This window comes from Persicobacter sp. CCB-QB2, assembly GCF_001274635.1.
Taxonomy (GTDB): domain Bacteria; phylum Bacteroidota; class Bacteroidia; order Cytophagales; family Cyclobacteriaceae; genus Persicobacter; species Persicobacter diffluens.
Map to the genome: position 1 here is coordinate 2,488,046 of NZ_LBGV01000001.1, position 14,204 is coordinate 2,502,249.

At 40.9% G+C, this 14,204-nt stretch carries 16 protein-coding genes; 3 read left to right on the plus strand and 13 right to left on the minus strand.

Annotated elements, in window-relative coordinates; genetic code table 11:
• Positions 1–150: 150 nt before the first annotated feature.
• The 13 genes from NG22_RS11035 to NG22_RS11095 form a co-directional block, all read right to left on the minus strand.
• Positions 151–1,422, minus strand: coding sequence for a HAMP domain-containing sensor histidine kinase (locus NG22_RS11035; RefSeq protein ID WP_053405778.1), 1,272 nt, complete (start codon positions 1,420–1,422; stop codon positions 151–153).
• On the minus strand, positions 1,419–2,096 hold the full coding sequence (locus tag NG22_RS11040; RefSeq protein WP_053405779.1) for a response regulator transcription factor: 678 nt from the start codon (positions 2,094–2,096) through the stop codon (positions 1,419–1,421). Before NG22_RS11040 ends, NG22_RS11035 begins: the two co-directional genes overlap by 4 nt.
• A 1,409-nt stretch (positions 2,097–3,505) precedes the next feature.
• Positions 3,506–3,820 (minus strand): co-chaperone YbbN, encoded by a 315-nt coding sequence (locus tag NG22_RS11045; RefSeq protein WP_053405780.1) that lies wholly within the window; start codon positions 3,818–3,820, stop codon positions 3,506–3,508.
• Positions 3,821–3,910: 90 nt separating this feature from the next.
• Complete coding sequence (locus NG22_RS11050) at positions 3,911–4,549, minus strand: peroxiredoxin (protein WP_053405781.1); 639 nt, start codon at positions 4,547–4,549, stop codon at positions 3,911–3,913.
• 457 nt (positions 4,550–5,006) lie between these two features.
• Entirely contained in the window at positions 5,007–5,261 is a 255-nt protein-coding gene (locus NG22_RS11055) for a hypothetical protein (protein WP_053405782.1), read from the minus strand.
• Entirely contained in the window at positions 5,242–5,556 is a 315-nt protein-coding gene (locus NG22_RS11060) for a co-chaperone YbbN (RefSeq protein WP_053405783.1), read from the minus strand. Before NG22_RS11060 ends, NG22_RS11055 begins: the two co-directional genes overlap by 20 nt.
• Positions 5,557–5,646: 90 nt before the next feature.
• Positions 5,647–6,285, minus strand: coding sequence for a peroxiredoxin (locus tag NG22_RS11065; RefSeq protein ID WP_053405784.1), 639 nt, complete (start codon positions 6,283–6,285; stop codon positions 5,647–5,649).
• A gap of 457 nt (positions 6,286–6,742) precedes the next feature.
• Positions 6,743–6,997, minus strand: a complete 255-nt coding sequence (locus NG22_RS11070) for a hypothetical protein (RefSeq protein ID WP_053405782.1) — start codon at positions 6,995–6,997, stop codon at positions 6,743–6,745.
• Positions 6,978–7,292, minus strand: coding sequence for a co-chaperone YbbN (locus NG22_RS11075; RefSeq protein ID WP_053405783.1), 315 nt, complete (start codon positions 7,290–7,292; stop codon positions 6,978–6,980). Before NG22_RS11075 ends, NG22_RS11070 begins: the two co-directional genes overlap by 20 nt.
• Before the next feature lie 90 nt (positions 7,293–7,382).
• Positions 7,383–8,021, minus strand: a complete 639-nt coding sequence (locus tag NG22_RS11080; RefSeq protein ID WP_053405785.1) for a peroxiredoxin — start codon at positions 8,019–8,021, stop codon at positions 7,383–7,385.
• Positions 8,022–8,492: 471 nt separating this feature from the next.
• Positions 8,493–8,747: a hypothetical protein gene (locus NG22_RS11085; protein ID WP_053405786.1), complete on the minus strand. Its 255-nt coding sequence runs from the start codon at positions 8,745–8,747 to the stop codon at positions 8,493–8,495.
• Entirely contained in the window at positions 8,728–9,042 is a 315-nt protein-coding gene (locus tag NG22_RS11090) for a co-chaperone YbbN (protein WP_053405787.1), read from the minus strand. Before NG22_RS11090 ends, NG22_RS11085 begins: the two co-directional genes overlap by 20 nt.
• Positions 9,043–9,132: 90 nt before the next feature.
• On the minus strand, positions 9,133–9,771 hold the full coding sequence (locus tag NG22_RS11095) for a peroxiredoxin (RefSeq protein WP_053405788.1): 639 nt from the start codon (positions 9,769–9,771) through the stop codon (positions 9,133–9,135).
• Positions 9,772–9,962: 191 nt separating this feature from the next.
• On the opposite strand from NG22_RS11095, the gene NG22_RS11100 reads away from it, so the two are divergent.
• The 3 genes from NG22_RS11100 (at position 9,963) to NG22_RS11110 (ending at position 13,991) form a co-directional block, all read left to right on the plus strand.
• Positions 9,963–10,901: a hydrogen peroxide-inducible genes activator gene (locus tag NG22_RS11100; protein ID WP_053405789.1), complete on the plus strand. Its 939-nt coding sequence runs from the start codon at positions 9,963–9,965 to the stop codon at positions 10,899–10,901.
• A 479-nt stretch (positions 10,902–11,380) separates the two neighbouring features.
• The gene (locus tag NG22_RS11105) at positions 11,381–11,596 is read left to right on the plus strand and encodes a hypothetical protein (protein ID WP_053405790.1); all 216 of its coding nucleotides are present in this window, start codon (positions 11,381–11,383) and stop codon (positions 11,594–11,596) included.
• Between the two features lie 868 nt (positions 11,597–12,464).
• Positions 12,465–13,991: a Dabb family protein gene (locus tag NG22_RS11110; protein WP_082305062.1), complete on the plus strand. Its 1,527-nt coding sequence runs from the start codon at positions 12,465–12,467 to the stop codon at positions 13,989–13,991.
• Positions 13,992–14,204 lie beyond the last annotated feature (213 nt).

A 14,204-nucleotide genomic window follows, 5' to 3' on the forward strand; every position in this document is an offset into this window, starting at 1 on the left:
AGGAGGCTTTTTTCTGATTCAGTCCTTATATCCATAAATTAGCAAAGGATGGTTCCATAAGCCCCTGAAGATTAAAAAAACGAAGAAAGCCATCTGCTCTTATATTGCTTACTTTTGTTAGGCAGCCTCCCTTAAGAGATAAATGGACGCTTACTTCCTCCCAATAAAAAATCCATGCAATCCGCACTCATAGCGGTACTCAATTCTTAATTGATTCAAAGCACAAATACGCTTTACCAAAGCCAAACCTAAGCCCAAAGAATTCTTGGTCTGATTACCGGAAGCAAAACGCTTGAAAATATTCTCCGGGCTCACCTTTGGCGCAGGGCCGGCATTTCGAATACCAAAGCTATTCTCCGTGGTTTCAATTTCGATAATGGTCCCCTTGGAGGCATAGGAAATGGCATTCCGAAAAAGGTTTTTCAGAATAATCTCAAACAGGAAAGGGTCCATCATCAGATAATGTGTTTCCGATAAAACTGCGTTTATCTGAAGGTCTTTCAGGCCTGCCAGCTCGGATACACTGTCAATATGGTTTTCAATAAATGGCTTAGTAAATAACTTTTCTGTATTGCGGTATTCGTGGTTTTCAATCTTAGTCAAAAGATTGAGGGTTGATCCCAGACGTGTTAAATGGTTGGTCTCATCAAAGATCGTTTTCACTACCTCGGCCTGCGCTTCCAGTACTCTTTCATCAGCAATCAGTCGTTCGGTTTTATTGCGGATAATAGCCAGAGGCGTCTTAATTTCATGAGACATATTTTCCGTATACTCCTTTAGATTGCGATAATCTTCCTCAATCCGGTCCACCATGGCGATGAATAATTCCTGCATACGGGCAAACTCCTGAGTGGATGTCTTCACCGGCTTGATCTCCGCTTTATCCCCCAGCTTAAAATCCTCCATCTTCCGCATAATGGAATAAAAAGGACGAAAGACCACCCCCGAAAGGAAAATACTGAATATTAGCACAATACCTGCCAGCAAAATAAAGGAAGGTATCAGCGTATTCCGCACATCGGCTTTCAAGCTGGCAAAATCATCAATATTCCGATTCAGTACCAGATGATATTGCACACTATCCACCCAAATATTGGTTTCCTTTATCCGGAAAAGATAAATTTCATCAAAATATTTAGAGAACATCAGCGTATCGTAAGTGGCCTCCCGCAAGCCGGATTCCGGCAAACTATCCGCATAAGCCACCCAGGCTCCCCGCACCAGTGCCGGATCCTTCCCCTCTTTCAGGTGCTCAATGATTTGTTTTTCGCGCAATTTAAAGGCATAACTCACATTACCTTCAATATGCTTTTTGGTCTGATTAATCAGATACTGTCCATTGATAAAAAACGCAATCACGACGAAAAACAAAAAAAGCACCGCTATTTTGGGCATCAGGTGCATGGACCGCTTTTTACTCATCCCTCCGTCAGTTTATACCCCATGCCGTAGACCGATTTGATGGAGTTTTCCCCTCCGGCTGCGGTGATCTTCTTGCGAACGTTTTTGATGTGATTATAAATGAAATCGAAGTTTTCGGCCTGATCAATATGATCTCCCCAAAGGTGTTCTGCTATCCCTTCCTTGGTCAGTACGCGATTTTTATTGTACATGAAATACAGGAGCAATTCATACTCCTTACGGGTAAGGTCCAAAGTTTTCCCGCCCACCTTTACCTCTCCGGCAACGGTATTCACCATCAAATCACCTACACGTAATTCATTATTGCCCTGGGCATTTTTTCTCCGGATTAAGGATTTGATACGGGCATTCAATTCTGCCTGATGGAAAGGTTTGGTAATATAATCATCTGCGCCCAACTCCAGACCTTTCACCTTATCCTCAACAGTGTCATTGGCCGTTACGATCAGAATACCGGTCTTACTTTCCTTCTCCTTCAATACTCGGATTACATCCAGGCCATTACCATCCGGCAATCCCAAATCCAGAATAATGACCTCATAACTATAAACCCCAATTTTCTCTTTGGCGTCCGCTACAGTGGCAGCCCTTTCAATCAGGTATCCATTTTCCATGAGATGGTCTTGCATGTCTGCAGCCAAAAGGTCATTATCCTCTACAATTAATAACTTCATAAAAATATCTTTATTGAGATTCCTTTTTGGGATATCGGATTTAATTCCAATTCAAAGATTGTTCCGTTGATTCAAAAATCCACCACCAAAGCTCAATTCTAATTCAATTCTCATTTCAGGGATGATCTCAAAACCTTTAGCCGGTGAGGAATTTCTCCCTGCCGAGCCATAAACCTGCAAAATGCTTATCAAATCTGTTTAAAATCTGTAGGCATTCCCCATAAACATAAAGCCTCCAATAAAAGAACGGAAAGCCCCTAAAACCACCCTCTTCCTCTATGAAAACCAACCACTTTCAAAAAAAGTAAATTTTCAAATGACGATATGACAAAAAACCACTTTAAAATCAGCTTTACACTATCCGTCATAGTGGCCATAGGTGGCTGACCAACCTTTCCGCACTGGATTGTATACCTGCAGGCACACTAAAAGGTGATTCATTTTTATTATACGCTTTCAAATCCCCACCTTATGGACTTACACGAAGCAAATTCATACTTAAATCCTCGTTTTGCTGCCAGGCGGGAAACAGAAAGGAATGTTTCCATTTGGAGTTTTCTACAAGGAAGCAGATGAATGAGGAAAAAGCAAGCTTACCAAATTTGGGCCATTAAAAAATCAGCCAACCAGCATGTAATGCTATGATAATAATTCAGTTATAGTAAATCACTTAACCTGACTGTGAATAATTTGGGCTAAGCGGATAACTTCAATCCGGTTCTCCTCGCAAAAAAAGCACCGCCATCTTATCATAAGGAATGATCATAAACAAAAAAAACCGAAGTGATGGGTTTCACTTCGGCCTCCAATTTATTGATTGTTGATTATTATATCAGGCATTGCAGCCTTGGGTTTTAGTCTAGCGACAAAATTTTCCGGTTATTGTCTGCTATTGTTTGTTTTGGGTACTGTTGATTTAGGGTTCCGGTTATGGTTTGGTATTGATTTGTTTGATTTAGCTGATGGATTCCATCACGCGTTTCATAAATTCATTCAGGGCTTCCTTTTCAGTCTTCCCCTCATCGGTTAACTTTTTAACGGCTAAAGCACCTGACATGTTACTGATTAATTCCCCAATAACATCCAGTTCTTCATCTTTTAACCCTAATTATTCACCGGTAGATTTAGTAATTTGCTATAAGCGTTTAGTTTTCAGAACTTTCCAGTTAGTTTTATCGAATTATCAAAAGCTCAAATTCGGGTATGCTTGCTTTCTCCTCATTCATCTGCTTCGTTGAGAAAAACTCGAAATAGGAAAAATTCCTTCATTTTTCCCGCCTAGCAGCTAAACGAGGATTTAAGCATGAATAGTCCGGGGTAAATTTTAACTCTCGGTAAGGTGTTCTAAACCCCCCAATGCTTCTAAGACAAAGTCCTGATCCTTCTCCTTGATAAAGGAGTGAATGTGCTTAATTATTGGTAATCTCATGGATGAAGGATTGTAAAGATTCTGCTTTATTCGTCTGAATTTGGTTCACCAGGGCGCCATTTTTAAAAGCGGCGAAAGTAGGCAGGTTATTCACATTGGCCAGCTTTCTGGACTCCGGGAATTTTTCCGCATCTACCATCACGAAAGGGGTACCCTCATGCTCTCCGGCGAACCTTTTAAATTTTGGCTTCATAATGCGGCAGTTACCACACCAACCGGCAGAGAATTGAACAAATACGGTATCATTAGTGGATACTACTTCAGCTAATCTATCTTCTTTTAATTCTTCAAACATGATCTTTCTAATTAAGGGAATATATAAAAATGGTGAATACACAGGGGAATCTATTGGAGCTCCGACTCCCCGGTGGAAAGCTTAGGAGAATTAGTGAGCGGCTAAATATTCTGCTACGCCATCACGGTTAGCAGACATCGCTTCTTTTCCTTCTTCCCAGTTCGCAGGGCAAACTTCACCATGCTGCTGAACGTGCGCATAAGCATCGATCATTCTTAGGAACTCTTGTACATTACGCCCCAATGGCATGTGGTTGATGCCTTCATGGAATACAGTACCTTCCTCATCGATCAGGTAAGTGGCACGGTAGGTCACATTGTCTCCTACTAATAAGTCCACACCTAACTCTTCATGGTGTACGGTTTCCTGGGCATCCAAAATCCCTAATACGGAAGAAAGATTACGATTACTATCTGCTAAGATATTGTAAGTCACACCTTCAATACCTCCTTGATCTTTTGGCGTATTCAACCAGGCGAAGTGAACTTCAGCAGTATCTACGGATGCACCAATAACCACGGTATTACGTTTTTCAAACTCTGCTAAAGCTTCCTGAAAAGCATGTAGCTCTGTTGGGCACACAAAGGTGAAATCCTTAGGGTACCAGAACAACAACACTTTCTTATTATTCTTTACTGCTTCCTCCAAAACGTTGATCTGAATCGTCTCGCCCATTTCGTTCATGGCGTTAACAGCAATAGAAGGGAATTTTTTACCAGTGAATGACATATCGTATAATTTTTTATTGTTTCTGATTGATTACATGACAAAAGTAGGGGGGATTTTTGTTAGATGAAAACTGATTAATTCTATCGTTGTGTTAGATAAAATCTATCAAATAAAACCCACTAATAATCAACAACTTACCGCAAGCCAACCCAAAAACGATGAAACGACTCTCTTCTTTATTTTCAACAAGTACGTTTTAGCACTACCTCCGCAGCAAGCAAAGGGTGAAAAATAAGGGGTATTCCTAGACGCCCAAACCAAATACTTTAGCGCCGCCTCTTCAAACAAAAAAACCGAAGCGATGGGTTTCGCTTCGGTCTCTAAAAGATGTTTGATTATTCAATTGGGATGGTCATCCCTGGTTTTAGTTTGACGGCAACATTTTTCAGGTATTGCCCGGTATTGTTTGTTTAGGTATTCTGAGGTCAGGTTTGATTTTTGCTCTTGCTTTGTTTGATTAGTTGATGGATCCCATCACGCGTTTCATAAATTCATTCAGGGCTTCCTTCTCCGTTTTCCCTTCCTGAACCATATCTCTCACGGCTAATGCACCGGACATATTACTAATTAATTCTCCAATGACATCCAGTTCTTCATCCTTCAGGTTTTCACTTTCTGTCAAATGCTCCAGCACTTCCATTGCTTCAATGACAAAGTCCTGATCATTCTCCTTGATAAAGGAGTGAATGTGCTTAATTATTGGTAATCTCATGGATGAAGGATTGTAAAGATTCTGCTTTGTTCGTCTGAATTTGGTTCACCAGGGCGCCATTTCTAAAAGCGGCGAAAGTTGGTAAGTTATTTACATTGGCCAGCTTTCTGGACTCCGGGAATTTTTCCGCATCTACCATCACGAAAGGGGTACCCTCATGCTCTCCGGCGAACCTTTTAAATTTTGGCTTCATAATGCGGCAGTTACCACACCAACCGGCAGAGAATTGAACAAATACGGTATCATTAGTGGAGACTACTTCAGCTAATCTATCTTCTTTTAATTCTTCAAACATGATCTTTCTAATTAAGGAAATATATAAAAATGGTGAATACACAGGGGAATCTATTGGAGCACCGACTCCCCGGTGGAAAACTTAGGAGGATTAGTGAGCGGCTAAATATTCTGCTACGCCATCACGGTTAGCTGACATCGCTTCTTTTCCTTCTTCCCAGTTCGCAGGGCAAACTTCACCATGCTGCTGAACGTGCGCATAAGCATCGATCATTCTTAGGAATTCCTGTACGTTACGTCCCAATGGCATGTGGTTGATGCCTTCGTGGAATACAGTACCTTCCTCATCGATCAGGTAAGTGGCACGGTAAGTCACATTGTCTCCTACTAACAAGTCCACACCTAACTCCTCATGGTGTACGGTTTCCTGTGCATCCAAAATTCCCAATACGGAGGAAAGATTACGATTACTATCTGCCAGGATATTGTAAGTAACACCTTCGATACCACCCTGATCTTTTGGCGTATTCAACCAGGCGAAGTGAACTTCAGCGGTATCTACGGATGCGCCGATTACGATCGTATTACGTTTTTCAAACTCCGCTAAAGCTTCCTGAAAAGCATGTAGCTCTGTTGGGCACACAAAGGTGAAATCCTTAGGGTACCAGAACAACAACACTTTCTTATTATTCTTTACTGCTTCTTCCAAAACGTTGATCTGAATGGTCTCGCCCATTTCGTTCATAGCGTTAACAGCAATAGAAGGGAATTTTTTACCAGTGAATGACATATCGTATAATTTTTTATTGTTTCTGATTGATTACATGACAAAAGTAGGGGGGATTTTCGTTAGATGAAAACTGATTAATTCTATCGTTGTGTTAGATAAAATCTATCAAATAAAACCCACTAATAATCAACAACTTACCGCAAGCCAACCCAAAAACGATGAAACGACTCTCTTCTTTATTTTCAACAAGTACGTTTTAGCACTACCTCCGCAGCAAGCAAAGGGTGAAAAATAAGGGGTATTCCTAGACGCCCAAACCAAATACTTTAGCGCCGCCTCTTCAAACAAAAAAACCGAAGCGATGGGTTTCGCTTCGGTCTCTAAAAGATGTTTGATTATTCAATTGGGATGGTCATCCCTGGTTTTAGTTTGACGGCAACATTTTTCAGGTATTGCCCGGTATTGTTTGTTTAGGTATTCTGAGGTCAGGTTTGATTTTTGCTCTTGCTTTGTTTGATTAGTTGATGGATCCCATCACGCGTTTCATAAATTCATTCAGGGCTTCCTTCTCCGTTTTCCCTTCCTGAACCATATCTCTCACGGCTAATGCACCGGACATATTACTAATTAATTCTCCAATGACATCCAGTTCTTCATCCTTCAGGTTTTCACTTTCTGTCAAATGCTCCAGCACTTCCATTGCTTCAATGACAAAGTCCTGATCATTCTCCTTGATAAAGGAGTGAATGTGCTTAATTATTGGTAATCTCATGGATGAAGGATTGTAAAGATTCTGCTTTGTTCGTCTGAATTTGGTTCACCAGGGCGCCATTTCTAAAAGCGGCGAAAGTTGGTAAGTTATTTACATTGGCCAGCTTTCTGGACTCCGGGAATTTTTCCGCATCTACCATCACGAAAGGGGTACCCTCATGCTCTCCGGCGAACCTTTTAAATTTTGGCTTCATAATGCGGCAGTTACCACACCAACCGGCAGAGAATTGAACAAATACGGTATCATTAGTGGAGACTACTTCAGCTAATCTATCTTCTTTTAATTCTTCAAACATGATCTTTCTAATTAAGGAAATATATAAAAATGGTGAATACACAGGGGAATCTATTGGAGCACCGACTCCCCGGTGGAAAACTTAGGAGGATTAGTGAGCGGCTAAATATTCTGCTACGCCATCACGGTTAGCTGACATCGCTTCTTTTCCTTCTTCCCAGTTCGCAGGGCAAACTTCACCATGCTGCTGAACGTGTGCATAAGCATCGATCATTCTTAGGAACTCCTGTACGTTACGCCCCAATGGCATGTGGTTGATCCCTTCATGGAATACAGTACCTTCCTCATCGATCAAATAAGTGGCACGGTAAGTCACATTGTCTCCTACTAACAAGTCCACACCTAACTCCTCATGGTGTATGGTTTCCTGTGCATCCAAAATTCCCAATACGGAGGAAAGATTACGATTACTATCTGCTAAGATATTGTAAGTCACACCTTCAATACCACCTTGATCTTTTGGCGTATTCAACCAGGCGAAGTGAACTTCAGCGGTATCTACGGATGCACCGATAACCACGGTATTACGTTTTTCAAACTCTGCTAAAGCTTCCTGAAAAGCATGTAGCTCTGTTGGGCACACAAAGGTGAAATCCTTAGGGTACCAGAACAACAACACTTTCTTATTATTCTTTACCGCTTCCTCCAAAACGTTGATCTGAATCGTCTCGCCCATTTCGTTCATGGCGTTAACAGCAATAGAAGGGAATTTTTTACCAGTGAATGACATATCGTATAATTTTTTATTGTTTCTGATTGATTACATGACAAAAGTAGGGGGGATTTTTGTTAGATGGAAACTGATTAATTCTATCGTTGTGTTAGATAAAATCTATCGAATTACAAAACACTAACACACAGGGGCTTATGTTTATTTCTAGGATTTAACTCCGGAAAAATCGCCATTTCTTTCTTCCACATCGCAATCAATACTTCCGATTCTCTTTCTGAAACGAAAGCAAAAACCCTTAGCTCCTCAGAAAAAAAAAGCTAAAAATGAAAGAAACAAAAAAAACCGAAGTGATGATCCTCACTTCGGCCTCTAATCGTTGATTGATGATAACTTCTGAAGGAATCATTTTCCTTCGCTAATGCAGCAGTTATAATTTCCGGTTATAGCCTGCTAGGGTTCGTCGGTTATTGTTACTTTAGGTTTGATTTTTTATCGAATGTTTGATGTTTCGGAGCCGTTTACTGCCCCTTAGTTGATGGATCCCATCACGCGTTTCATAAATTCATTCAGGGCTTCCTTCTCACTTTTCCCTTCCTGAACCATATCCCTCACGGCTAATGCACCGGACATATTACTGATTAATTCCCCAATAACATCCAGTTCTTCATCCTTCAGGTTTTCACTTTCTGTCAAATGCTCCAGCACTTCCATTGCTTCAATGACAAAGTCCTGATCATTCTCCTTGATAAAGGAGTGAATATGCTTAATTATTGGTAATCTCATGAATGAAGAATTGTAAAGATTCTGCTTTGTTGGTTTGAATTTGATTTACCAGGGCGCCATTTCTAAAAGCGGCGAAAGTTGGTAAGTTATTCACCTTGGCCAGCTTTCTGGACTCCGGGAATTTTTCCGCATCTACCATCACGAAAGGGGTACCCTCATGCTCTCCGGCGAACCTTTTAAATTTTGGCTTCATAATGCGGCAGTTACCACACCAACCGGCGGAGAATTGAACAAATACGGTATCATTAGTGGAGACTACTTCAGCTAATCTATCTTCTTTTAATTCTTCAAACATGATCTTTCTAATTAAGGGAATATATAAAAATGGTGAATACACAGGGGAATCTATTGGAGCACCGACTCCCCGGTGGAAAGCTTAGGAGAATTAGTGAGCGGCCAAATATTCTGCTACGCCATCACGGTTAGCAGACATCGCTTCTTTTCCTTCTTCCCAGTTCGCAGGGCAAACTTCACCATGCTGCTGAACGTGCGCATAAGCATCGATCATTCTTAGGAATTCCTGTACGTTACGTCCCAATGGCATGTGGTTGATGCCTTCGTGGAATACAGTACCTTCCTCATCGATCAAATAAGTGGCACGATAAGTCACATTATCCCCTACTAATAAGTCCACACCTAACTCTTCGTGGTGTACGGTTTCCTGTGCATCCAAAATTCCCAATACGGAGGAAAGATTACGATTACTATCTGCCAGGATATTGTAAGTAACACCTTCGATACCACCCTGATCTTTTGGCATATTCAACCAGGCGAAGTGAACTTCAGCGGTATCTACGGATGCGCCGATTACGATCGTATTACGTTTTTCAAACTCCGCTAAAGCTTCCTGAAAAGCATGTAGCTCTGTTGGGCACACAAAGGTGAAATCCTTAGGGTACCAGAACAACAACACTTTCTTATTATTCTTTACTGCTTCTTCCAAAACGTTGATCTGAATGGTCTCGCCCATTTCGTTCATAGCGTTAACAGCAATAGAAGGGAATTTTTTACCAGTGAATGACATATCGTATAATTTTTTATTGTTTCTGATTGATTACATGACAAAAGTAGGGGGGATTTTTGTTAGATGAAAACTGATTAATTCTATCTTTGCATTAGATAAAATCTATCATTAACTTTACCGACTGATTATCAAGAATAAAAGTGAGCGACAGCCGACAATTCCGGCCTGATCTCCCCCCTAAAATATTTTCAATGAACTTTCAACAACTGGAATATATCATTGCCATTGACCAATTGGGCAACTTTGGAAAGGCTGCGGAAAGCTGCCATATTACCCAAGCCACCTTAAGTGCAATGGTCAAAAAGCTGGAAAACGAATTAAATACGGTATTATTTGATCGAAGCCGGCAGCCGGTACAAACCACCGATAGTGGCAAGGCGATTATTAAAGTTGCCAAAAGAATCCTTAAAGACCGCAGAGAGATTGTTGAACTGTGCGATCAGCAATCGGAAGAAGTAAAAGGAAAAATACGACTAGGCATTATTCCGACCATTGCCAGCTCTTTGCTACCCGTCATGCTTCCCCACTTTATGAAAGACTTTCCGGAACTGGAACTGGAGATTCATGAGATTACCACGGAAAACATCATCAAGCAATTGCATGAAGAAAAAATTGACATGGGCATTATGGCCACGCCGGTAGAGGGAGCGGTGCTGGAAGAAAACCTACTCTATTATGAAGCGATGATGGTTTATGGTATAGAGGGCAACAACAAGCAATATATTTCCCCACAAGAAATGCTCAATCAGAAAATCTGGTTATTAGAGGAGGGAAATTGCTTTCGCAATCAAACCATCACCCTTTGTGATTTAAAAGAGAAACCTTTGGAATCTGAAAGCCTTCAGTTTGAAGCCACCTCATTTGATACCTTACTCCATTTAACCGATCAATTTGGCGGCATCACCCTGGTTCCCGAATTATACCATCAACTGATGACTAAAGACCGACAGGTAAAAACCAAACGCTTCGAATCGCCTTTTCCGGTTAGAGAAGTTAGCATGGTTTACCTGCGTCCTTTTTTGAAAAAGCGCGCAATTGATCTGCTTTCGCAACGCATCAGTGACTTAGTACAGCCGCAATTAACCACCTCCAACTTCAAGGCATCCGATATGCAGATCATCGGAATATAAACGACCTCCAACGATAAGTCAATAACAGCTGAGCAGTCCATCAATACTCGACTTTCCATGGTTTTCTCCAGTACCCCTCTACTGAGGGAAAACCATGGAAACTTCACCGCCTTCCACTATTAGCCCCCATAAATTTATTCTCCAAATAATACAAATAAACCCATCTAACAGGTCTTTACCTCCTATGGGTAATCCATCATTAAACATCCGAATGCAACTTTCAAGCTATCGCTAAATTAAAGCGCTCCTTTCGCAAGAAAACAATGCCTGCGCTGCAATCTTATTTTAAGCCCCTGATCAAAATTGAATTATTCAATTCTTAATTAAAACATGAAAAAGAAAGTAGTGAATAATTCAGACTTTTGAATAAAATTGAGCTTAAAATCCTCTAAAAACAGCCATATTTGAGCAAATCAAAAGCCATATCAATATTAGCCAAAGCAAGGTAATTTTTAGACACTCTTTACGCTCTCAGTAGTATGACTAAAGCATCAGATCAAAAAGACAAGCTTTTTAACAGTCTTAACTCAACACTTTTACTTTCCATTTTGGAAGAAAATCAAAATCTGCATTATGAAAAACGTAAGCTGATCAAAGAGATTCAATTCCTTAGCCATCAGAATGAACAACTACAAGAATCCATTAAAATAATACAAAAAGAAAAGAAGCAAACCACCGGTAGTAACAGTGTCTAAAATCGCAATCGGAAAACAATGGCCAATCCATTGATTTAGAAAAACATCTATTATTGTTTTAATTATAAAGGTGTAGTAGAAGTTCAAAAAAACGACGAATAAGCATATCAGGTGGTAAATTCCCTCCTTTGCTTATACACAATATAAAGCTGGTCTTAACGGGCATCCCACCAAGTTGAGCGGTCTTTACTTTAAGGCCCCATACTTTCCTCAATACACTCCACTCCACCACGTCTTTTGTATCGGCTCCACCCTCTGCGCTCCATATTAACCGTGATTACTTGGCTTAGCATAAATTTTAGAGAGTATTATTACGGCTCATAGCTATGCCCCTCCTTCCAAAGCTTGAAAGACTTTTGAACGAAGTCCGGAACATTATTTAGTCATTGCAATCTATACCCATTAATCAGAAGTGAATTATATAATTTCACTCAAAACAATCTTTTTGTTAATTATAGTTTTCAATATTCTAATTTCAAGCCCATTCCTTTACCTGAAAAGGCCGTATTTCCCTAAAAATACGGTTGATTCATCAACAAAGAAAATCAACCCAATACCCCCTTCCCTCCTTCACTCAGATTAGTTTCACTTGCTTCCCATTTCCAGCTTGAAAATACTCGATGGATATTGTTGATCGAAATGAATACTCAATGATTAAAAACCACACGAAAAATGTTTTTATCATCTTACGATTTAATGACTATTTCGGAAAGTATAAATTACATTTCGAATATGAACTAAATGCAATTGCCTAACAGATAAAACGATTACGAATTGGTAGCACTCCAACAATCATCTTATTTTGCGTATCTTTCCAAGACCGAGGCAATAGTCCTATTTTTTATTCATCTGCTTACGATTCATCAACATGAAAAACTACTTTTTTTTGATCTTATTATGCCTGTGCTTTTCCAGCATGGCGCAGACGCCCGATCAAATTTCCCTTTACCGAACAGACACCAAAGACATCTCCGGAAAGAACACCGTTTCTATCACCAGCTATGAAAAGAATGGAGCACACTATGTCTATGCGGGCGGATTTGAGGACATTGATGTATTCCGGCTTGATGCCCAAGGAAAGCTGACACATATTGAAAAGCAGGAGCAATACAAAAAGAAAGGCCCCGCCCGAGGGATGGTCGCGGATAATATCAAGGGCACTGATTTCTTGTTTGTGGCCAATAAATTTGGGGATGCGATTGAGGTGTATAAAATCCTCGACGACGGCGCATTAGAATCGGTATTTATTATTCACGACACCGAAGAAACACATATCGGCATCGGCATTACCCTGCAGGTGATTCATATGAAAAATGATGCCTACCTTTTCGCCGGAGGACTAGAAGAGACCCCAGGCTTGAGCTGTTTTAAAATCCATGCCGATGGCCAACTCAGCCACGTGCAGTCCATGAAAGATACGGAGGAAATCCACACCGATGGTATCATCGGCATGTTCGTGCATCAAATAAAAGGAAAGACTTATTTGTTCACCGGTGGCTTTCAGGACAATGGCATCAGCGGATTTCGGGTATATGAAAATGGTCATTTCAAACATGTCAACAGCATCAGCGACAATACCACCGACCGCTACCTGACCGGTACCTATCCGGTGACTGGTGCCAGCTTCGGGGATCAGCACTACCTGATCGTCGGACACCGACACCATCAGTATTATAAAAGAAAAGGCTTTATCAAAAACACTGATTTTGTCTATCATGGAGATGCCGTTTCCATCTTTAAGATCAATAAGAAAGGTGAGCTTGCCCCTCACAGCGTTTTCAAAGACAATGAAAACACCAAACTCCAAGGACAAACCAAAATTGAATTCGTTTCGGTCAATGAACAGGAAGCCATTATTGCGGTAGGGACGCGTGATGATGCGGCCATTCAATTATGCCGTTTGGATGCACAAGGGCAGCTCAGCGCCATCAATTATTTGGAGACCGGTTTTCCGGTGTATTACGGACTTAATGCATTGGAGATTGACGGCAAGTCCTTTCTCATTGCTGGTTCATTTGATTTCAATACCCGAAAAATCGCCGCCTACCGAATAGGTCCCGAAACTCCCGAAATGCGAGGTAGTAGCCTCAAGCAAGTGATCCATTTGAAGTTCAAAAAAGAAGCGGATCCCCACCGCATTCAGGAAGCTTTGGCCGAATTTTCCCGACAAGAGGAAGTCATCCCGCAGATCAGTGAATTGCAGTGGGGAAAGAATAGCAGTACAGAAGGTTTGGACAAGGGCTTTGAATATTGTTTTACCCTTTCTTTTGAGGATGTGCATGCGCGGGAAATCTACCAGTTCCACAAGGTCCATCTCGCTGCAATGCGGAAAATATCCCCTTTATTGGAAGATCAGTTGGTAATGGATTATTGGGTGCAGGGTAAAATTCAATAATGCTGATGAGCACTAAAAAACACGGCCTGCATTCTTCATCAATCAGAAGAGGAAGGGCCTGTTTCCTATTGCTCAACTAAAAACATCTACTTCAATCCGAAATGATTGATCAACCCGTTTGCTTTGCCCAGAATTTTATCTTGTCCTGCCGCAATGGCCTCATGTTTTTACTTCCCCTTCTACATATACTTGGAATATTACAAAAATAAGCAA

Bases quoted from the DNA above. Each gene is read 5' to 3' on its own strand.
- NG22_RS11070 (WP_053405782.1), bottom strand. From the start codon at position 6,997: ATGAGATTACCAATAATTAAGCACATTCACTCCTTTATCAAGGAGAAT.
- NG22_RS11080 (WP_053405785.1), bottom strand. From the start codon at position 8,021: ATGTCATTCACTGGTAAAAAATTCCCTTCTATTGCTGTTAACGCCATG.
- NG22_RS11060 (WP_053405783.1), bottom strand. From the start codon at position 5,556: ATGTTTGAAGAATTAAAAGAAGATAGATTAGCTGAAGTAGTCTCCACT.
- NG22_RS11035 (WP_053405778.1), bottom strand. From the start codon at position 1,422: ATGAGTAAAAAGCGGTCCATGCACCTGATGCCCAAAATAGCGGTGCTT.
- NG22_RS11075 (WP_053405783.1), bottom strand. From the start codon at position 7,292: ATGTTTGAAGAATTAAAAGAAGATAGATTAGCTGAAGTAGTCTCCACT.
- NG22_RS11055 (WP_053405782.1), bottom strand. From the start codon at position 5,261: ATGAGATTACCAATAATTAAGCACATTCACTCCTTTATCAAGGAGAAT.
- NG22_RS11105 (WP_053405790.1), top strand. From the start codon at position 11,381: ATGACTAAAGCATCAGATCAAAAAGACAAGCTTTTTAACAGTCTTAAC.
- NG22_RS11065 (WP_053405784.1), bottom strand. From the start codon at position 6,285: ATGTCATTCACTGGTAAAAAATTCCCTTCTATTGCTGTTAACGCTATG.
- NG22_RS11100 (WP_053405789.1), top strand. From the start codon at position 9,963: ATGAACTTTCAACAACTGGAATATATCATTGCCATTGACCAATTGGGC.
- NG22_RS11045 (WP_053405780.1), bottom strand. From the start codon at position 3,820: ATGTTTGAAGAATTAAAAGAAGATAGATTAGCTGAAGTAGTATCCACT.
- NG22_RS11085 (WP_053405786.1), bottom strand. From the start codon at position 8,747: ATGAGATTACCAATAATTAAGCATATTCACTCCTTTATCAAGGAGAAT.
- NG22_RS11095 (WP_053405788.1), bottom strand. From the start codon at position 9,771: ATGTCATTCACTGGTAAAAAATTCCCTTCTATTGCTGTTAACGCTATG.
- NG22_RS11040 (WP_053405779.1), bottom strand. From the start codon at position 2,096: ATGAAGTTATTAATTGTAGAGGATAATGACCTTTTGGCTGCAGACATG.
- NG22_RS11110 (WP_082305062.1), top strand. From the start codon at position 12,465: ATGAAAAACTACTTTTTTTTGATCTTATTATGCCTGTGCTTTTCCAGC.
- NG22_RS11050 (WP_053405781.1), bottom strand. From the start codon at position 4,549: ATGTCATTCACTGGTAAAAAATTCCCTTCTATTGCTGTTAACGCCATG.
- NG22_RS11090 (WP_053405787.1), bottom strand. From the start codon at position 9,042: ATGTTTGAAGAATTAAAAGAAGATAGATTAGCTGAAGTAGTCTCCACT.